The 18,594-nt window shown below is 61.1% G+C and carries 21 protein-coding genes; 12 read left to right on the forward strand and 9 right to left on the reverse strand.

Annotated elements, in window-relative coordinates:
• Positions 1–30 precede the first annotated feature (30 nt).
• Positions 31–1,635 (reverse strand): UDP-N-acetylmuramoyl-L-alanyl-D-glutamate--2,6-diaminopimelate ligase, encoded by a 1,605-nt coding sequence (locus H3V08_RS01715; protein ID WP_198182074.1) that lies wholly within the window; start codon positions 1,633–1,635, stop codon positions 31–33.
• Between the two features lie 166 nt (positions 1,636–1,801).
• Positions 1,802–2,557, reverse strand: a complete 756-nt coding sequence (locus tag H3V08_RS01720) for an exonuclease domain-containing protein (protein ID WP_198181406.1) — start codon at positions 2,555–2,557, stop codon at positions 1,802–1,804.
• A 173-nt stretch (positions 2,558–2,730) separates the two neighbouring features.
• Between H3V08_RS01720 and H3V08_RS01725 the strand changes: the two genes are divergently transcribed.
• Both H3V08_RS01725 and H3V08_RS01730 read left to right on the forward strand, forming a co-directional pair.
• Positions 2,731–3,366 carry a sigma-70 family RNA polymerase sigma factor gene (locus tag H3V08_RS01725; RefSeq protein ID WP_198182075.1) on the forward strand — a complete coding sequence of 212 codons (636 nt, stop codon included), beginning with the start codon at positions 2,731–2,733 and terminating at the stop codon, positions 3,364–3,366.
• A 49-nt stretch (positions 3,367–3,415) separates the two neighbouring features.
• Complete coding sequence (locus H3V08_RS01730; RefSeq protein ID WP_232340052.1) at positions 3,416–3,706, forward strand: hypothetical protein; 291 nt, start codon at positions 3,416–3,418, stop codon at positions 3,704–3,706.
• A gap of 121 nt (positions 3,707–3,827) precedes the next feature.
• Here the strand turns inward: H3V08_RS01730 and H3V08_RS07630 are convergent, their stop codons facing one another.
• Positions 3,828–3,902, reverse strand: a complete 75-nt coding sequence (locus tag H3V08_RS07630) for a 50S ribosomal protein bL37 (protein ID WP_099327425.1) — start codon at positions 3,900–3,902, stop codon at positions 3,828–3,830.
• A 95-nt stretch (positions 3,903–3,997) separates the two neighbouring features.
• Positions 3,998–4,948: an aldose 1-epimerase family protein gene (locus H3V08_RS01735; RefSeq protein WP_033490791.1), complete on the reverse strand. Its 951-nt coding sequence runs from the start codon at positions 4,946–4,948 to the stop codon at positions 3,998–4,000.
• A gap of 301 nt (positions 4,949–5,249) precedes the next feature.
• On the opposite strand from H3V08_RS01735, the gene H3V08_RS01740 reads away from it, so the two are divergent.
• Together H3V08_RS01740 and H3V08_RS01745 are read left to right on the forward strand one after the other, a co-directional pair.
• Positions 5,250–6,371 (forward strand): 4-hydroxy-3-methylbut-2-enyl diphosphate reductase, encoded by a 1,122-nt coding sequence (locus H3V08_RS01740; RefSeq protein ID WP_198182076.1) that lies wholly within the window; start codon positions 5,250–5,252, stop codon positions 6,369–6,371.
• 168 nt (positions 6,372–6,539) lie between these two features.
• A complete protein-coding gene (locus H3V08_RS01745; protein WP_198181407.1) occupies positions 6,540–7,139 on the forward strand; it encodes a DedA family protein in 600 nt (199 codons plus the stop codon).
• 82 nt (positions 7,140–7,221) lie between these two features.
• Here the strand turns inward: H3V08_RS01745 and gap are convergent, their stop codons facing one another.
• The 5 genes from gap to H3V08_RS01770 form a co-directional block, all read right to left on the reverse strand.
• Entirely contained in the window at positions 7,222–8,277 is a 1,056-nt protein-coding gene (gap, locus tag H3V08_RS01750) for a type I glyceraldehyde-3-phosphate dehydrogenase (RefSeq protein WP_033489855.1), read from the reverse strand.
• 189 nt (positions 8,278–8,466) lie between these two features.
• The gene (locus H3V08_RS01755) at positions 8,467–8,880 is read right to left on the reverse strand and encodes an arsenate reductase family protein (protein WP_198181408.1); all 414 of its coding nucleotides are present in this window, start codon (positions 8,878–8,880) and stop codon (positions 8,467–8,469) included.
• A 56-nt stretch (positions 8,881–8,936) separates the two neighbouring features.
• Positions 8,937–9,893 (reverse strand): thiamine pyrophosphokinase, encoded by a 957-nt coding sequence (locus tag H3V08_RS01760; protein WP_198181409.1) that lies wholly within the window; start codon positions 9,891–9,893, stop codon positions 8,937–8,939.
• A 40-nt stretch (positions 9,894–9,933) separates the two neighbouring features.
• Entirely contained in the window at positions 9,934–10,293 is a 360-nt protein-coding gene (locus tag H3V08_RS01765; protein ID WP_198181410.1) for a branched-chain amino acid transporter permease, read from the reverse strand.
• Positions 10,290–11,039, reverse strand: coding sequence for an AzlC family ABC transporter permease (locus tag H3V08_RS01770; protein ID WP_198181411.1), 750 nt, complete (start codon positions 11,037–11,039; stop codon positions 10,290–10,292). Before H3V08_RS01770 ends, H3V08_RS01765 begins: the two co-directional genes overlap by 4 nt.
• Positions 11,040–11,280: 241 nt before the next feature.
• Here H3V08_RS01770 and msrA point away from each other — a divergent pair, with 241 nt between their 5' ends.
• The 8 genes from msrA to H3V08_RS01810 all read left to right on the forward strand — a co-directional run bounded on the left by msrA (position 11,281) and on the right by H3V08_RS01810 (position 18,553).
• Positions 11,281–12,333 (forward strand): peptide-methionine (S)-S-oxide reductase MsrA, encoded by a 1,053-nt coding sequence (msrA, locus tag H3V08_RS01775; protein WP_232340055.1) that lies wholly within the window; start codon positions 11,281–11,283, stop codon positions 12,331–12,333.
• A 133-nt stretch (positions 12,334–12,466) separates the two neighbouring features.
• A complete protein-coding gene (gene asnB, locus H3V08_RS01780) occupies positions 12,467–14,356 on the forward strand; it encodes an asparagine synthase (glutamine-hydrolyzing) (protein ID WP_198181412.1) in 1,890 nt (629 codons plus the stop codon).
• Between the two features lie 311 nt (positions 14,357–14,667).
• Complete coding sequence (gene infC / locus H3V08_RS01785; protein WP_198182078.1) at positions 14,668–15,429, forward strand: translation initiation factor IF-3; 762 nt, start codon at positions 14,668–14,670, stop codon at positions 15,427–15,429.
• Positions 15,410–15,604 carry a 50S ribosomal protein L35 gene (rpmI, locus tag H3V08_RS01790; protein WP_033489861.1) on the forward strand — a complete coding sequence of 65 codons (195 nt, stop codon included), beginning with the start codon at positions 15,410–15,412 and terminating at the stop codon, positions 15,602–15,604. Before infC ends, rpmI begins: the two co-directional genes overlap by 20 nt.
• Positions 15,605–15,653: 49 nt before the next feature.
• The gene (gene rplT, locus H3V08_RS01795) at positions 15,654–16,037 is read left to right on the forward strand and encodes a 50S ribosomal protein L20 (protein ID WP_033489862.1); all 384 of its coding nucleotides are present in this window, start codon (positions 15,654–15,656) and stop codon (positions 16,035–16,037) included.
• Positions 16,038–16,296: 259 nt separating this feature from the next.
• Positions 16,297–17,019, forward strand: coding sequence for a lantibiotic protection ABC transporter ATP-binding protein (locus H3V08_RS01800; RefSeq protein WP_198181413.1), 723 nt, complete (start codon positions 16,297–16,299; stop codon positions 17,017–17,019).
• Complete coding sequence (locus H3V08_RS01805; RefSeq protein ID WP_198181414.1) at positions 17,016–17,777, forward strand: ABC transporter permease; 762 nt, start codon at positions 17,016–17,018, stop codon at positions 17,775–17,777. The genes H3V08_RS01800 and H3V08_RS01805 overlap by 4 nt, the downstream gene beginning before the upstream one ends.
• A complete protein-coding gene (locus H3V08_RS01810; protein WP_198181415.1) occupies positions 17,777–18,553 on the forward strand; it encodes a lantibiotic immunity ABC transporter MutG family permease subunit in 777 nt (258 codons plus the stop codon). Before H3V08_RS01805 ends, H3V08_RS01810 begins: the two co-directional genes overlap by 1 nt.
• Positions 18,554–18,594 lie beyond the last annotated feature (41 nt).

Consider the following 18,594-nt stretch of genomic DNA (forward strand, 5'->3'; position numbering starts at 1 on the left):
CGGATTTCTATCATATAGCCCGCCCTCCGCTCATCCCCGGGGTGTGCCTGTGGCACCCAGGTCATGGCTGCGGGTTCCCAGGAGGCGTGCCACGATCCGGTCATCGCCCTCGTAGGGGACCTGCTGGTGACCAACCTTGATCCAGCGCTCCTCGCCCTTGCCGATGATCAGGATGACCTGGAGCCCGGTGCCGTCGCCCGCCCCCTCCTGGATGGCCGTGGTGATGGCCTGGGTCCTGTCGAGGATGATCGAGACGTCCAGATCGGGATTGGTCACATAGCCCAGCATTTGCCGGCAGATGCGGTCGGCTCCTTCCGTGCCTTCATCGTCGCCGGTGATGATGAGCCGATCCACCCTGTTCTGGGCGGCCTGGACGATTCCCTGGCGGCGGTCGATGGCCTTGTCGCCTGCTGAGCCGGAGACCAGGGTGACAGCCGGGTTGCGGTTGCCGAACTGCTCATCCACGAAGTCCAGGAGGGCCTTGACCGAAGCCTGGTTATGGGCGTAATCCACATAAGCCACCCGATTGCCGGAGGCAAAGTGTTCCATCCTTCCGGCGATTCTTACTTCCTCCATGGCCTTCAGGGCCTCCTGGTCGGGTTCCAGGCCGAGAGCCTGAACCATGGCCAAGGCGGCACACGCATTCAGGGCATTGAAGTCCCCGTCCATGGACGGATTGATCGCAGTCATGGGGCCCGAGGCCGGTCCAATCAAATAGGAGTCCGCCGGGCCATCCTCGTGACGTTCCCCGAGCCGGACCAGGAAATCCGCATCCTGTCGCGGCCGGGATCCCGCCTCGGTTCTGTCCATGCCGAAGGTGGTCAACGGTGTGCCTGCGGCCGCCGCATCCTGCCTGATCAGGTCGGCATGGGCGCAGTCGGCCCCCAGGACCAGTTTCCTGGAGTTGTAGGTGAGCTGGCGCTTGCAGAACAGGTAGTCTTCGAAGGTGGGATGCTCAATGGGGCTGATGTGGTCAGGGGAGACGTTGAGGAATGCGCCCAGGTCGAAGGTCAACCCATAGACCCTGTCGACCTTGTAGGCCTGGGAGGAGACCTCCATGACCATGTAGCGCATGCCGGCATCCACGGCCTGCCGCATCATCCGGAAGAGGTCCAGGGACTCCGGGGTCGTCAGTTCGGACTCCCGGTAGTGCTGCCCGTCCAGGCAGTTGTCGACGGACGAAAGGAGGGCCGCCCGTCCGTCCGAAAGCTGGTTGAGCATACTCTGGAGGAAGTAGGCGGTGGTCGTCTTCCCCTTGGTTCCGGTGATGCCGACCAGGGTGAGGTCATCCTGCGGGTATCCGTAGTGGGCCGCAGCCAGGAGGCTCATGGCCTTGCGTACGTCGGAAACGATGATGCCCGGGGCCTGGCACCGTTCGGACAGGTCCGTCTCGGCCACATAGGCAGCCATCCCGGCCTGGTCGCATCCGTCCAGGTATTCGGGCTTGAAATTCCCCTTGCAGAAGAGGAGGCTGCCCTGTTCCACCTGGCGGGTGTCGTAGGTCAGCGTCTTGAACTCGGTAGGCTCGCCGTCCTGGTTCGGAGCATCCAGGGACCAGTCCCCGCCCTGAATCACCTCGCGGAGCAGGTGGTGCCTGCCCAGCAGATCCAGTGCGGAAGTCATCGTCAGAGCCATGCCGTCTCTCCCTTCACCCATTGGGAATCTGGTCGATTGTGCCGGTAGGCGGGAATGCCTCGGGCGCGACCAGAAGCCAAGTCTATATCGGCATGGGGCGGAAATCTCCTGGCGGGGCATCGCCTTGACCGAATGGACAAAAGCCCCGGGCGGGGGAGGGGAGGTTTCAGAACCAGGTATCGATTGCCGGGCGGCTTCCCTTTGAGGCGAGCCATTCGTTGAACTGCTCCAGCCAGGTTCTGTGCGCATCACGCTGCCAGTCCATGAGCTCGCCCAGGGTGATGCTGCCTACCTGCGGGTAGAGCGTCGTCATAGGCTCGATCAGATCCACCGAGGCCACCGTGTCGGTGGTTGCGTCGTGGAAATCTCCATGAGGAACGACCCCGTAGTATTCGGTCGTATAGGTCAGGGTCCGCCGCCCGGAACGGTGCGAAATGGCCCTGTCGATGACCAGCGGATCGACCACCAGGAGCTCCCTCTCGGGCATTGGTTCCATCCTGCCTGAGCACCATTGGCGAATGTCTCCGTTGAGCATACGTACATCGAAGGGGGCATTGTAGGCCAGGAGCGGTATGTGCTTGCTCTGGGCCGTCATGATCAACCCGGCGATCTGCTCTATCGACTCGGCGGGTTCGCTTCCGTTCTCGGCCAGGTATTCGTCGGTGAAGCCATTGACCCGGCTGGCTCCCTCGCTGATATGCCGACCTGGGTTGATGATCCACTCGGCCACGGCATCACCCTCATACCCTGTTCGGGGGTTACGCAGTACCAGGCTGGCCGATACGATGTTGTCCTGATTGGGGCTGGTGCCCGTGGTCTCCGTGTCGAAACCCAGGAGCCAGGACTGGTCAAGCCTGGTCGTCATATCCTGTTCAGGCGCGGAGTCAAGCGCTTCGTGCAAGGCTGTAAGAACGGTGCTCATGGTTGCAAACCTTCCCTTCAGGGAACATGGTAGCCGAGGGTCTTCTCGGTTGGGTAGTTTCTGCAAGGGGTACCCATGTCGTAACCCCGTACCGGTCGGCCGAATGGCAGAATGGAGGCGTGGCAGATCAACAAGAGCTCGAAGACAGGAAGCGTCGGTTCGAAGAGCTCGCCATGCTGGCTGTGGATGTGCTCTACCGTCAGGCGATGAGACTGACCAACAACCCCGATGATGCCCAGGACCTGGTGCAGGATACCTTCGAGCGGGGGTTCAAGGCCTTCGACAGGTTCGAGCCGGGCAGCAACTTTGAGGCATGGATGACCACGATCGAACGCAACGCCTACTTCAACCAGTATCACAAGGCCAAGCGCCGTCCCAAGCGGGCCAATGACTCGACCGGTGAGTACAACGACTGGGATATCTACTCCGCATCGGAGCATGGTTCCGAGGGGCTCAAATCGGCGGAACAGGAATATCTGGAGACCTTCGCCCCCCAGGAGATCATGGCCGCCCTTGACCGGCTCAGCCCGGAGCGCAGGCGGGTCTTCATCGATGCCGCCATCGATGGGAAGAGCTATCAGCAGGTGGCGGATGAAGAGAGCATCAAGATAGGTACGGTCATGAGCCGGCTGAACCGGGCCAGGTCCCAGCTCCGTCAGGAGTTGGAACGCTATGCCAAGGAGCGTGGATACGGATCTGGCGGGTCCAGGTCCGGTAAGGCCAGTCCGGGCAAGCCCTCAGCAGAACCTGGCGGCGAAGGTGCCGCCCGTCCTAGTATGAAGTCAGGGACAGCGACCAGGGGCCGCTGAACAGGGAGCATGGAGTTCCCCGATACTGTTCAGGAAGCAGGGAATCGCGATGGATAGACGCATTGAAGTGAGTCAGTACGTCTCTGACGACAGTCGTGGGACCGTCAGCATCACCAGCGCCAGCCTGCATATTCACGATGAGACCCCTATGGCACCCGTGGATGATTGCTTCGACCCGGAGACCTGTTGCGATGAGAGGGAACGTCTCCTGATTGAGGAGTTGCGGGAGTATCTGCGTCCCCAGTCTGCGCCGGCCTGCCTGATTGACCGTCTGCGCCGTATGTTCGATCAACTGGAGGATGCTTCGGTGAAGGAAGGCGACACCGCCCGTCGGAATTAGCCGATCCAGAGGCTCCCTTGGTGGTAGTGGATCTTCGATGACCACACAGGTCCGGTTGCTTCCATGCAGGGAGGGTCCGCATAAAAAGAACCCCGGTACCGATAGGTACCGGGGCCAACGATCAGGTGTTCGGCCTCTTGCCGTGGTTGGCGGCCTTCTTGCGGCGATCCCTGCGCTTACGTCCGCGCATGCCCATAATGGACTCCTTTGCTACTGATGGTCTTATAAGCCTTGTCGATTATCGCACACCGACTTGACCATTCTCAGATTGTACCCGTCCCGGCCGCCGGTTCAGACCCGTTCCGCCCTGTACCCGATCTGGGTGGTATATACCGATGCCGGTTGGAGAACCACCAGATTCTCGCCGGTGCGGAAGGCGTTTGCATAGGCCGTCATGGGTTCCACGGCGACGCCGGCCGGTCGGAAGGAGGCATCGAAACCGGTGCCGGTGCAGACCTGCCAGGACGTAATGGTCTCGTCGCCCCAGAGCTGAATCCGGATCCCGTCGGGGCGGGTGAAGACCGCCGTGCAGGTTCCGTCACCGGCCCGGTCGACATCGGTCCAGGCATCATCGAAGGCCTGTCCCTCCAGGCTTGGGCCTTCCCTGAGATCCGTACGTCCCTCAACGGGCTCCTTGCCCTGGGGGAGGAGCCGGTCTGGGCTGGCGATGATATGGGTCCTGCACGGAAGGGAGAGGGAGCACCTGCCGTTGTCCTCCTGGATGGCATCGCCCTTCCCGTTGGCCCCGTTGGCCAGCCAGGGATGGATTCCGAAGGCCCAGGGTGCAGCCTCATCGCCCATGTTGGTGGCCGTGGTGGTCATGGTCAGTCCACGGTCATCCAGGGTGTACGTGACGCCGACCAGGACGTCGAAGGGGTAGGAGGCCAGGTCGGGTACACGCCAGACCAGGGTCACCGAGGACTCGCTGAGGCGCTCAAGCTTCCAGTAATAGCGGTATCCGAAACCGTGGATGGCGGTCCGCCTGCCGTGCTCGTCGATGGGCATGGAATAGGTCTTGCCCTGGAAGGTGTACTCCCCGTCCTCGATTCGGTTGGGATAGGGGACCAGCACGCATCCGTTGGAGCAGGGGACAAGTCCGTCGGGCTCGAAGGACGCAATCAGATCCTGGTCCTGGTACCTCAGTACACGCAGGGTGGCTCCAAGCTCGGTCACCACTGCCGAGTAATCCCCATGGTGAATGCAGTATTGCTGACCTGTACGCGGCATTGCCTGGCCTGCCATCTCACTGTTATGCATAGCTTCACTTCCGTAGTGTTTGCGACTTTCCCTCACAATCCTACCTGGTGACACCCTTCTTGGGGTTCTTGGTGAAAGAGTGGCTCCCCGCATGGCAGGGAGGGGTCGGACCACCTACCATGTGCTTGTACCGGAAGTCGCACCCGGGCGATCGGTTCAGGCCTATCGGCCAGGGTGTGGCCCGGGAGTGGTCGTTGCCCGACCCTTGGTTCGGGTAAGGGTGTGATTGCGGTTCTGTAAGGAGTCTTCAGTGTCAGGGTTCAGAGCAACCGGCGTCGGGCAGGTCTTGGATCAGTCCGATACCCAGGCCTTCCGGGACGACCGGGAGGTCATCCTTGCCGACCCCAGGGGGTTCTGTGCCGGTGTGGACCGGGCCATCCAGACCGTGGAGACCATCCTGGACGCCTGGACTCCGCCTGACGGGGAGGCCGATGATGCCGACTTGCCACCGGTCTATGTGAGACGCCAGATTGTGCACAACCGTCACGTGGTCGAAGACCTTTCCGACCGCGGGGCCGTTTTCGTCGACGAGCTGGACCAGATTCCCGACCGTGCCGTCCGGGCCGGGGTGCCTGTGGTCTTCTCGGCCCACGGCATTGCACCTGCGGTCCAGGACGAGGCCCGGAGGCGGGGGATGGAGGTGGTCGATGCAAGCTGCCCCCTGGTCAGCAAGGTGCATCGGGAGGTCCATCGTTTCGTCCGTGACGGGTACCAGATCGTGTATATCGGCCATCGCGGCCATGATGAGGCCATCGGTGTGGTGGGCGAGGCCCCGGAGCATGTTCACCTGATTGAGCATGAGGCCGATGTTGATGGGCTTGACTTCACCTCGGAGACCAAGCTGGTCATGCTGACCCAGACCACGCTGAGTCTGGATGAGACCGCCGATATCGTTGCGGCCCTTCACCGCCGTTTTCCCTGGATCGAAGAGCCTCCCGGGTCTGATATCTGCTATGCCACCCAGAACAGGCAACATGCCGTCAAGCTGGTGGCCGGGCATGCCGACTGTGTGGTCATCGTCGGGTCTGCAAACTCCTCGAATTCGGTCAGGCTGGTCGAAGTTGCGCAGGACGTGCTCAATGAACGGTTCGCCGCCGGTGATGCAGGTGCCGAGGGTTCCGGGCCGGGGCGGGCGCATCGGGTCGATGATGCCGGTGATCTGGACCCCGCCTGGTTCCAGGGGGTCACCAAGGTCGGACTCTCATCGGGCGCGTCGGTTCCTGAAGACCTGGTCCAGGGTGTCTTGGATGCCTTGGCAGAATGGGGCTACGGGAGGGTCTCCTACGCGGAGACCATCAAGGAGACCATGCACTTTGTTCTGCCCTCGGCCTTGCGTTCTCGGGGTGCAGCCGGCAACAGGAAGACCGGGGCTTCGTCTCCCGCTTCAGCCACGGAGCGGCGGGACTGATTCCCGTTTCCGATGTACCCGTGCCTTTCGGGAGTGGATGATTCCCGGCACTTCAGCCTTTCAGCTCGTTCCCCGCTCTTACGGTTCTGTGCTTGACGACCCCAGGTCAGGTTATCCTTGGGTCTGTTCCATCGGGCGATGTCAAGAGGAAGAAAGGTTGGTGGCCCCATGATGCAGGCAATCAATGCCTGGCTGCTTGCCGCCGTTTCCGGCGGATGGGGTCTCTGGTCCCTTTTCCTGGCGGCCTTCCTTGATGCCCTGATCATCCCCATTCCCACCGAGCTGGTGGTGCTGGCCACGGCCACGGCCTTCAGGGCGGGTGGTTCCCCCCTGCCCATCTGGGTGATTCTGGTCTGCGCCCTGGCTTTTACCCTCGGGGATGTCTGCACCTATTGGCTGGGCAGACTGGTGCCATTACGACAGATCGTCTTCTTCCGGGGTGCAGCCGGAAAGGCCGTGATTTCATGGGCTCACAGGGCTTTTGAGCGCGGGGGAGGGTTCTTCACCGTGGCCTCCCGGTTCGTACCTGCCGGGCGTACCATCATCAACCTGACCGCAGGTGCCGCCCACTACCCGCTGAGCCGATATATACCCCTGTCGGCCCTGGCCGGAGGTCTCTGGGGCATATACATGTGGACACTGGGTTATCTGGCCTCCGCCTGGCTTGCCAATAACCCCCTGACCGTGATGGCCCTGGGCTTTCTGGTCGGTATGGTGGTCGGCTTTCTTTGCGACATGCTCATGAAAACCGTTTCGCGTCATCGTTGAGGCAGAGGTTTCCGGGTATGAAAAAGGGGCCACTCCCGATTGGAGGAGTGGCCCCGGACTATTCACCGCATCGGAACGATGCTCACTCGCCCAGCTCGGCGAAGTAGAGCAGGGTGCGAATCATGTTGCTGGTGAAGCCGTACTCGTTGTCGTAGAAGGCAACGGTGCGGACCAGCTGGTCATCACCATGGGTGTTGACATCGGTCTGGGTGGCATCGAAGATACCGCCGTGGGTATCGCCGATGACATCGGAGGAGACGATGCCCTCATCGTTGTAGCCGTAGTACTCGGTGCCCTCGAAGGCCTTCTTGGCGACCTCGTTGATCTGGTCGATGGTGACCTTCTTGTTGAGGACGGTGGTCAGCTCGGTGACGGAGCCGGAGGGGACGGCCACGCGCTGGGCATGTCCCTGCAGCTTGCCGTCAACGGTGGGGACGACCTTGCCGATGGCCTTGGCGGCACCGGTGGAGTGCTCGATGGTGTTGATGGCGGCTGCACGGGTGCCACGGGGCTTGCTGCCCTTGGGGCCGTCCAGGAGCATCTGGGAGCCGGTGTAGGCGTGGATGGTGGTCATGTATCCGATGCGGATGCCGAAGTTGTCATCCAGCATCTTGACCATGGCGGCCATGGAGCCCGTGGTGCAGGAACCGGCGGAGATGATCTTGTCGGAAGCCTTGAGGATGTCCTGGTTGACGCCGAAGACCACGGTGGGGGTGGTGTCGTCCTTGGCGGGAGCGGAGATGAGGACCTTCTTGGCTCCGGCGTTCAGGTGGGCCTGGGACTTCTCGGCGGAGGTGTAGAAGCCGGTGCATTCAAGCACGTAGTCCACGCCGTCGTTCTTGACCCACGGGATGTTGTTGGCGTCCTTCTCGGCATACACGGGGTATTCCTTGCCGTCCACCACGATGGCGGTGTCGGTGGCGGAAACCTCGACCGGGGTGCCGTCGTCATGACGGAAGTTGCCCTGGGTGCTGTCGTACTTGAGCAGGTAGGCCAGAATCGACGGGGTGGTCAGATCGTTGATGGCTGCCACCTCGATCTCGGAGGCGTCGCCGCCACGGGCCTGCAGCTCGAAGATGCGACGGAAAGCCAGACGACCGATACGACCGAAGCCGTTGATGCCAATCTTTACTGTCATTGATTTCTCCCTTGGAGACCGGCCGTATACAGAACAAGTGACTCGGGACTGTACACGTCCACTTACTGATAACATCTCATACTTTAGTGGGTCGTGTGTACTTTAACCAAGCGGAAGGCCGGGGAATGTCGGGCCAAAAACGAACATCTGCAATGTTAGAAATTGTTGTACACTATCCAATCAAACCGCTCAAGATTTGTGAGGATTCTCGTTCGTATCGGTCCACCATTGCTCCCACTGTGGTTGACGGAACCCGACCAGCACCGTGGACCCGTCGACCAGAATAGGGCGCTTGACCAGCATCCCATCGGTGGACAGGAGACGCAGGGCCGCCTCCCTGCTCATTTCCGGCAGCTTCCCACTCAGTCCCATGGATCGGTAGAGTTGCCCGGATGTGTTGAAGAACCGCTTTACCGGCAGTCCACTCAGCCTTTGCCATGTGTCCAGCTCCTCGAACGTGGGATTGTCTCCTTTGATGTCACGTTCACGGAAATCGATCCCCTGAGACCTGAGCCAGGTACGCGCCTTGGCACAGGTCGAACAAGGCTTGTAGCAGACAAAAACCGGCTTGTTTCCTGGGTTTGCCGCAGGTGTATCCGACATGATGCTGGCCTTTCTCTCTGGGCGTTGTCTTCGGGTGTTTCCTCCACCGAGCGAGTTCATTCACCGCCCTGAAACGCAGAGGTGGTCGGGTTCGTTTCCTCTTCGACCTGGCCCCGTTCTGGTCGGGTCAGCCAGCGGGAGGGTCGGGTATCGAGGTGGCCCAGGGATGTGGCGGGGGTGATGTCCGTGTGCCAACTTGGCATGGGGGCTGCGTCCGGATAGGTGACGTAGATGATTCCCCTGTCCAGACCAATCCGGGCGGGGGTGTTCGGAAGGAACTCGTTACTGACGCCGGTCAGTTCCAGGTTGGTCATGGTCATTCCCTCGACCTGGTATTTCAGGCCGCGCTCGCTGATGCCCTCCGACCGGTCGGAGGCCGAAAGGACCGAGACCATGGCCCGCTCTCCGGATTGCCAGGGGGTGAATGAGAGGGAACCCCGGCTGATGGCAGTGACGATTATGCCGTCGCCATATAGGCTGGCTCGTCCTCCGGCGGCCGCCACCAGGGAAATCAGATTCAGATTGGCCAGGGTGTGGTCCATCCGTCCGCCCAGACCACCGTAGATACGGAAGACACGGCAGTCGGCCTCCCAACCCAATTTGACTGCGGCCAGCATGTCGGTGTCGTCTTTTTCGGCCGGCAGCCGCTGGTATCTGATCTGGGACGGTGATTCCGATGATGTGATTGCACTCTGCGAGGAGGATCGTCTCAAGGGAGAGGGCGAATCGTCCGACAAGGGGCGGGACTCGTCCGGTGCGGGCGTGCCTGGTGAATGTGCGGAGTCACCCTTGTTTCCGCCGAGGTCTACAAGAGCGGACGTGCTGGTTGCGATGGAGTCGAAGTCGCCCACGACTAGGTCGGGGGTAACGCCCCTTGAGGCCGCCTCGTCCGCTCCGCCGTCGGCAGCGATGATGACGGCGGCATCAGGGGATGCCATTTCGTGGCCGTAATACTGACCTGCCCCCCAGATCTGGCAGATACGGGGGGAGGTGTCTTCAACCGTTTCCTTCATCCTTGTCCGCCTTTCCTTGGGTCAATCCGGCCGGGCTTGGTCACCATCCTAGGCCAAGTGCCTGCGCCGCCAGGGGAATCCAACCCTGGACCAGGGCCATGTAGGTCAGGGTCCCGCAGGCGATGCTGACCATCATGTTCCGCCTTCTGTAGTGCACCAGAACCGTAACCAGGAGGGATACCCCCTCGTATATGCCGTGGTCTCCGCCGGTCAGGGAGGTGTTGCGCAGGGAGTAGACCACTAGCATCCCCATGACTGCGGCGGGAAGCACCTGCCCCAGGCGGATGACGGATGCGGGTGGCCTGCGCCCCTCGGGCCAGATGAGGAAGGGGAGGAACCGGGTGCACATGGTGCCAAGAACCACGATGGCGATGGTGAGGACGCTCTGCAGGGTGGTCATGCGATGGCCCCCGTCTCTTCGGAGTCGTTTTGATCTTTCCGGTGCTTCCCAAGGGTCTGGTCGGCGATGGCGAAAGCCGCCACGATAAGAACCATGGAGGGAATGATGAAATGGTCCGGTCCGAAGACCAGGAGGCAGACCAGCGAGGCCGTCAATCCGATAAGGGCAGGGGAGTGCTCCTTCGTCCTCATCCACTGGTCGATAAAGAGGACCGCGAACATTGCGGTAAGGACGAATTCAAGCCCCCGTGCGTCGAATCGGGCCAGGTTCCCCAGCACCGCTCCGGCTGCGGCCCCGCCCACCCAGTAAGCGTGGTTGAGGAGGGTGATGAAGAACATGAACCATCCTCGATCGACTCCGGGTGGTTCCTTACTGGAGGAGATAAGGGCGAAGGTCTCGTCACACATGCCGAATATCAGGTAGGGCTTCTTCCAGCCCGTCCCTCTGAACCGGGGCAGCATGGCCAATCCGTAGAAGAGGTGGCGGGCATTGACCATCAGGGTCAGAACAAGGGCACCGAGGGGGTCAAAGGCCGACAGAAGAAGTTCAACGGTGACGAACTCCATGGACCCGGCGAATATCAGGGCGCTCATGGCCAGGGGATAGATGATGGGGAACCCCTTGCTGGTCATCAGGAATCCGTAGGAGATGCCCAGAAAGAGAAACCCGGCCAGAATGGGCAGGGTCAACGGCAGGGCCGCCCTGAACGCCTCGCTTGCAGCCGAGCCCTCCCTGACCTGCTTCATCGTCTCTTTCCGACCTTTCCGCGCTTCCACCGCCGATTCCCCGAACCGCCCAGCCGGAACTGGATGGCTTGGATACCGGCTCGATGGTAACCGGGAGTGGGAAGTGGTGCCAAGGCTAGGTGTCGGAAGTGTGAGAAGCGGAACATATGGATGTCCGGGTAGGAATAGGCCGGTTCGGGCACGTGTTGGACCAAATGTAATGATGCGGACGATGCCAGGGGTCATGAGAGGAGCAGACGATATGTTCTCGATGATGCACGTTCGAATGCGGTTCCCGGCCGTGGTCGCCGAGGTGCCGACGGGTTCGGATGGTCGGCAGGCGGCTCCTGGCGGGGGCGAAACCCTGGTCCTTGCCGGAGGGTGTTTCTGGGGGGTGGAACGCTTCTTCCAGGAAGTCAGCGGTGTCACCGATACCCAGGTGGGGTACGCCCAGTCCAAGGTGGAGAATCCCTCGTATGAGGAGGTCTGCACCGGCAATACCGATGCGGTCGAAGCCGTCAGGATCACCTATGATCCGGGCAGGGTCACCTTGCGCACCCTGACCCTTCTCCTGTTGGATATGATCGACCCCTTCTCCGTAAACAGGCAGGGCAATGACCGGGGTCGCCAATACCGGAGTGGACTCTACTGGGAGGCCGGACGGCGCGATCAGCAGGAACCTGTTTTCCGTAGGGCGATTCATGAACTTGAGGAGCGGACGGGGCGGCATCCTGCGGTCCAGGTCGAGGCCCTGAGCAACTTCTACCCGGCGGAGGAATCCCACCAGGATTATCTGATCAAGCATCCTGACGGGTACTGCCACATCCCTCTGGACGCCATCGCGGCAGCCCCCAAGCGGCAGCGGTACATCGAACGGATATGGGCCCTGGATCAGGAGAGCTACGAGGTGACCCAGCACGCTGCCACGGAGGCACCTTTCACGAACAGGTACGATGCGGAGTTCCGCCCGGGGATATATGTGGATGTGGTCGATGGGCAACCGCTCTTCACCTCGGTGGACAAGTACGATTCGGGTTGCGGGTGGCCGGCCTTTTCCAAGCCCATTGACCCTGACCTCCTGGTCAACCGGAAGGACTTCAAGCTCCTGGGCAGGCCCCGGATCGAGGTCAGGACGGCCCGGTCCGGCATCCACCTGGGGCACGTTTTCGACGACGGCCCGGCGGACCGGGGCGGTCGCCGCTACTGCATGAATTCCGCAGCCCTTCGATTCGTGCCCAGGGATGAGATGGAGGCCCAAGGCTACGGGGACTATCTGCCCCTGGTGGATGGCCAGGCCGGTGGGCGGGCCGACTGAATCCCGTGTGGCCGGGTCTGAACCCCCGACCGTCATGACTGTGCCTGCGCCCGATGGTTCCGCGCGGGCACAGTTCAGACACATGCCTTTGCTATCGTTGATTGCTGGTCTGAATCTATAAGGAGTGCTGCCAATGTGCGGAATAGCCGGGTTCGTCTCTGATGCCCCAATCGAGGAGAAGACGGCCGTCCTGAAGCGGATGACGGATATCATCGCCCATCGAGGTCCTGATCAGGAGGGGCGCTTCGTCAACGAGCAGGTGGCCCTGGGTTTCCGCAGGCTGAGCATCATCGACCTCCAGGGCGGTGACCAGCCCATCTTCAACGAGGACTCCAGCATGGCCATCACCTTCAATGGTGAGATCTACAACTACCGTATGCTGCGCGAGGTCCTGATCGAGAAGGGGCACACCTTCACCACCGACTCCGACACCGAGGTCATCCTGCATGGGTACGAGGAGTGGGGCAAGGACGTGCTGACCCGCCTTCGCGGCATGTTCGGCTTCGTCATCTGGGACAGCAACCGCAAGGAACTCTTCGGGGCCCGTGACCACTTCGGCATCAAGCCCTTCTATTACGCCATCATGAACGGCACCTTCATGTATGGTTCGGAGATCAAGAGCCTCATCCAGCATCCCGATTTCCATAAGGAACTCAACAAGGAAGCGCTGCGGCCCTACCTGACCTTCCAGTACCCGGCCCTGCCCGAGACCTTCTTCAAGGGCGTATTCAAGCTGCCCGAAGGCCACTGGTTCACCTACCGGGACGGGAAGATGGACATTCACCAGTACTATGATCCAGCCTTTGGTGAGAGCGACCAGAATCTGGCCGACCTGGTCGACTCGATCGACAAGACCGTGGAGGATTCCGTCAAGGCCCACCAGGTCGCCGATGTGGAGGTGGGGTCCTTCCTTTCCTCCGGAGTGGATTCCAGCTATGTCGCCGCGGTTGCCCGCCCGGAGCACACTTATTCGATCGGCTTCGGCAAGGGCACCTATAACGAGTCCGACCAGGCCGGGGAACTGGCCTCCCTCCTCAAGCTCAACAACACCACCGAATCTTTGGACGGCGACCAGGCCTTCCAGTATTTCCCGCAGATCCAGTGGTATCTGGACGAGCCGGACTCCAACCCCTCCTGTGTGCCCCTCTTCTTCCTCTCGGAGCTGGCCAGCCGCGATCTGCGTGTGGTCCTGAGCGGGGAGGGGGCCGATGAGCTCTTCGCGGGTTATGTGGACTACGGGGTGCACACCCGGTACAAGGTCATCAAGGTGGCCACCCGGATTCTGGGGCACCTGCCCCGCAAGGCCCGCTATGCCATAGGGCGCTGGGCCAAGGGGAAGCGTTTCCCCGGGGCCTGGCATCTCTATGCCAACCTGGCTCCGGCCGAGGAGAACTTCATCGGCCAGGCCAAGGTCTTCGAGGAGGACGAGGCCGGGCGCATCCTTCGGCCCGAGTACCGCAAAGCGCCTTCGGTCAAGCAGATCGTGGACCGGACCTATGCCCGTCTCCGAGGACAGAACCTGTCCGAGCTCAAGAAAAAGCAGTATCTGGACATGCATCAGTGGATGCCCGGTGACATCCTCCTCAAGGCCGACAAGATGACCATGGCCCATTCCCTGGAGTTGCGTGTGCCGCTCCTCGACACGCGCCTCATGGATGTGGCCGAGAAGGTTCCCACCAGGTATCTGATTACGGACGAGAACACCAAGTTCGCCTTCCGCAAGGCCGCTGACCGGCATATACCGCGGGAGTGGTCCGACCGCGAGAAGCTGGGCTTCCCGGTCCCCATCAAGGATTGGCTTCGCCAGGAAAAGTACTATCGTCTGGTCCGTTCGGTCTTCGAGCGGGATTACGTGGGGGAGTTCTTCGACCAGGAGGCCCTCCTGCAGATGATTGACGACAACTATGCCGGCAGGAACGATGCCCGGCGCAAGATCTGGACCATCTACTCCTTCCTGACCTGGTACGACGACTACTTCATCCACGACGGCACCAAGCCGGAGCTTCTCGACCTGGCGGACTAGGCCCCTGCACGGACCGGCGCGCTGCGGGTGTTTTGCTGCGGTCCGTTCCCGTGGGCATGTCTCCGGTTTTGTGGTATAGTGTCCTTTGGCTTGAGAAATCAAGAAAGTGGATAATCCCACCTGGGAGCCTCCCATGGCTTCGGGTTCACATTGTGGGTTTGGCTCCGTGATATTGGTTGCCTGACCACGAGGAGTAATGCGGTTTGCCCTCCGGATGGAGGATTCCGCCGGCTCATGCTGTGAATTCGTCGCTTGCGGTTCCTGATGGTTGTCCGCCTGCAGTGGGTGTTGTGTGAATTTGAAAAGGAGTCATCATTAGCGACGAACCAAGGATTAACGACGAGATACGAGCATCTCAGGTACGCCTGATCGGCCCGAACGGCGAACAGGTCGGGATTATCGCAACCTCGGTCGCACTCAATCTGGCCAAGGAGGCGAACCTGGACCTGGTCGAGGTGGCAGCCCAGGCCAAACCTCCGGTCGCCAAGCTCATTGATTACGGCAAGTTCAAGTACAACGAGAAGATCAAGGCCCGTGAGGCCCGTCGCAATCAGAGCACATCGGAGATCAAGGAGATTCGTTTCCGTCTCAAGATCGACGACCATGATTTCGAGGTCAAGGAGGGGCACGTACGCCGCTTCCTGTCCGCCGGAGACAAGGTCAAGGTCACGATCATGCTGCGTGGCAGGGAGCAGTCCAGGCCCATCGGTGGCGTGGAACTCCTCCGCAAGCTGGCCGATGATGTCGCTGATCTGGGCTCCATCGAGTTCGCCCCCAAGCAGGAGGGTCGTAACATCATCATGACCTTGGCCCCCAAGGGCAAGAAGGTCCACACCCAGTCCGAGCAGCGCCGCAGAGGCGGCCAGGCCAGGGCTGAGCGTCAGGCGAGGCAGGCGGCACGTCTGGCCGCCAAGTCCGATGAGACCCAAGCCAGGAAGCAGGCCGAGGACGAGGCCGAGCAGACCGTCGAGAAGATCGACGCCGCTCCCGCTCTCAAGGCTCCCAAGTCAACCACTACTTCCCCGAAGAAGATGAAATCCAAGGAGGGCAGCAATGCCGAAGATGAAAAGTAACTCTGCCGCGTCCAAGCGAGTCCGGGTCACCGGCACGGGCAAGCTGATGGCCGCCGGGTCCGGTATGCGCCACAATCTGGAGCACAAGTCGGCCAAGAAGCGCCGCCACCTCTCCACCGATCAGGTGCTTGCTCCGAGCCAGTCCAAGAACATGAAGAAGATGCTGGGCCGCTGAGCGGGCCGTTGGTCATTGAACTAGATTTTTAGAAAGCTGAGGAATATCTATGGCACGAGTCAAGCGGGCAGTCAACGCGCACAAGAAGCGCAGGGTCGTCCTTGAGCGGGCTTCCGGCTACCGCGGTCAGCGTTCACGCCTCTACCGCAAGGCCAAGGAGCAGCTGCTCCACTCATTCAATTACAACTACCGCGACCGCAAGGCCCGTAAGGGTGACTTCCGCAAGCTGTGGATCCAGCGCATCAACGCCGGATGCCGCGCTCAGGGCATCACCTACAACCGCTTCATCCAGGGCCTGCGCCTGGCCGGCATCGAGCTGGACCGCCGCGCACTGGCCGACCTGGTCGTCAATGACATCGATACCTTCAATGCCATTGTGGACGAGGCCAAGAAGGCCCTGCCCGCCGACGTGAATGCCCCCGTCGAGGCCTGAGTCCGGTCTCTCCGGGTGCCGTCGCCGAGTCATCGGCTGACTTGGTGCCTGTGACTGCATTCTTGTAGAACCCCGCTACGGCGGGGTTCTTTCATATCTGGCGATGGCCTTTCCGGAGCCTTGAAGCCTGTGTCGATGCCTTTTGAGTTCTGAATCGTGCCGTCGTATCTCGGTCGATGGGATACAGCTCGCCTATCTTGATGAATTCTTGAAATCTCTGATCCATCCTTGTCCGATAGGAGTCGAGGAAGGATGAATCATGACCTATGTCATCGAAACCAGGGGGCTGACCAGATGGTTCGGTCGGGGGCATAACCGCAGAAAGGCGGTCGATCGGATCGAGATGCATGTCGGACGGGGGGATATATACGGTCTGCTTGGCCCCAACGGCGCCGGCAAGTCCACAACATTGAAGATGCTGACGGGCATGCTCCGCCCCAGCCAGGGCGACATCCTTTTCCAAGGACACCCCTGGACCAGGGAGGACCTCTACCGAATCGGTGCTCTGATTGAGAGTCCGCCCCTCTATCCCAACCTGACCGCCAGGGAGAATCTCCGGGTCAGGGCCACCCTTCTTGGATTGGACCCCTCCACCATGGACCGGGCCTTGCGGACCGTTGGTCTCGTCGACACGGGAAACAAGCAGGCAGGTCGTTTCTCCATGGGGATGAAGCAGCGGCTGGGCATCGCCCTGTCCCTCCTGTCGGATCCGGAGCTGCTCATCCTGGATGAACCCACCAACGGTCTGGACCCCATGGGTATCGAGGATCTCCGTGCCCTTATTCGCACCCTGTCCGCCGGAGGCACCACGGTCATCATTTCCAGTCATATCCTCAGCGAGATATCCCAGGTGGCGGATCACATCGGCATCATAACCCAGGGTCGATTGGTCTATGAGCACAGTCTGGACCACTCCGTTGATCTGGAGGAGCTGTTCATGCGGGAATGCCGGCGCGTATCCGCAGAGGCAGGTGCACGATGAGAGGGCTGAGGGCTGCAATCCGAGCCGAGCTGCTGAAAAGCCGTCACTCAGCCCTGCCCTGGTTGGGGTTGGGCATGCCGGTTCTTGACCTGGTTCTTGCGCTTCTTCTGAGCCTCCTCATGCCCGCAGGTCCGGGAACCGAGGTTATGGTCAGTGAGATATGGAACTGGTGGGGCTCCATTCTTCAGCCTGCCCTTCTTGCCCTCCTGGCTGTCACGGTAATGGGGGAGGACACCCGGCAGCGTCTTCGTTCCCTTCTCCTGCTTCCGCGGGATCCGGGCCTGGCCTTCCTTGCAAAGACGGCGGTGGTTCTCCTGTGGAGTGCGGTATCCAATCTGGCCGTGTTCCTGCTTGCCTCCGTACTGCCCGGGATGCTGGGTCTGGAGGGTACCCCTCTTCAGGCAGGTTTTGCGGCTTTCATGCTCAATCTGGCCACGTCCGCCTGGTTGATCCCTCTGGGCCTGCTGGGTACAGCCGCGGTAGGGCCGATTTTCGGCATGGCCCTGCCTTTCTTCTTGGAGTATGCAGGTAGCATGGCCTGGGATAGCCCGATCTGGTGGCTGGTGCCATCTGCATCCTCACTGACCACAACTGCACCGGTGCTGGGGGTCCTGCCCAATGGGCTGCCCATGCGGGCGGAGAGTCCCCTCGAGGTCTTCGGTGTGCAATCGGCCCTGTCCCTGGTGATCTCCGTGAGCCTCTTCCTGGCCCTGACCGTGCTTGGTTCTCGGTGGTTTTCCAAGAGGGAGACGGTCTGATGAGTCTGATCGGGTCAATCAGAGCGGAGGCGATCCGTCAACGGCATTCATGGTTCACCCCCATCCTTCTTGTAACCACGCTTGTTGGTGTGCTCCTCTTCCTCGCCTACTTTGCCGTGACCCCCTATGAGCCCTGGTACAAGGTGACGGGATACCTGCAGGTAATAGGAGGAATCCTGCCCCTGGTTCTGGGACTGGTCTGCGGTTTCATATCCGAGAGGGAGTTCAGGGCCGGCAACTATACGGCCCTTCTGGGATTGCCCTCTCGGCGCTTGGCCCTGGCCGGAATCCTGACGTATCTCGAACTCCTCTACGCCTTGGTGTGTGCGGTTGCAATCTGTCTTTTCGCTCTGGGTATGGGCCTCCTAGGGCGGAACCCGATGGGGGTGGGCTCGTGGTTGCTGGTATTCCTGGGGCTCGTTCTCGGTGGGGCAGCATTGATTCCCCTGACCATGGTGGTTGCCATGGCGTGGGGGCGTCAGGTCGGCATACTGGTCGGTGTATTCGGCAGTCTTATGGGTTTCCTGCTTCAGACCGGGCTGGGCGACGGCATATGGTGGTTCCTGCTCCCCGCCCTACCCTCACGACTCCCCGTGGGGGTTGCAGCCCTGGTCCAGGCCACGCAGACTCGAGGCGCGGACCAGACGGTCTTGGCGGCCTTTAACACCCAGCAGAACCTGGGATGGGGGATGGGCATCCTGCTGACATGTGCCTCCTGGGTCTTGGCGATGATTTGGGTGTCGGCCTGTCGGCCCGGCCATGAGCGGAACGAATGAGAAAATGGACGGAGACTTACCGCAATACGTGACCGCGCAAA

It is taken from the genome of Bifidobacterium sp. M0307 (assembly GCF_016100445.1).
In the GTDB taxonomy this organism is placed as follows: domain Bacteria; phylum Actinomycetota; class Actinomycetes; order Actinomycetales; family Bifidobacteriaceae; genus Bombiscardovia; species Bombiscardovia coryneformis.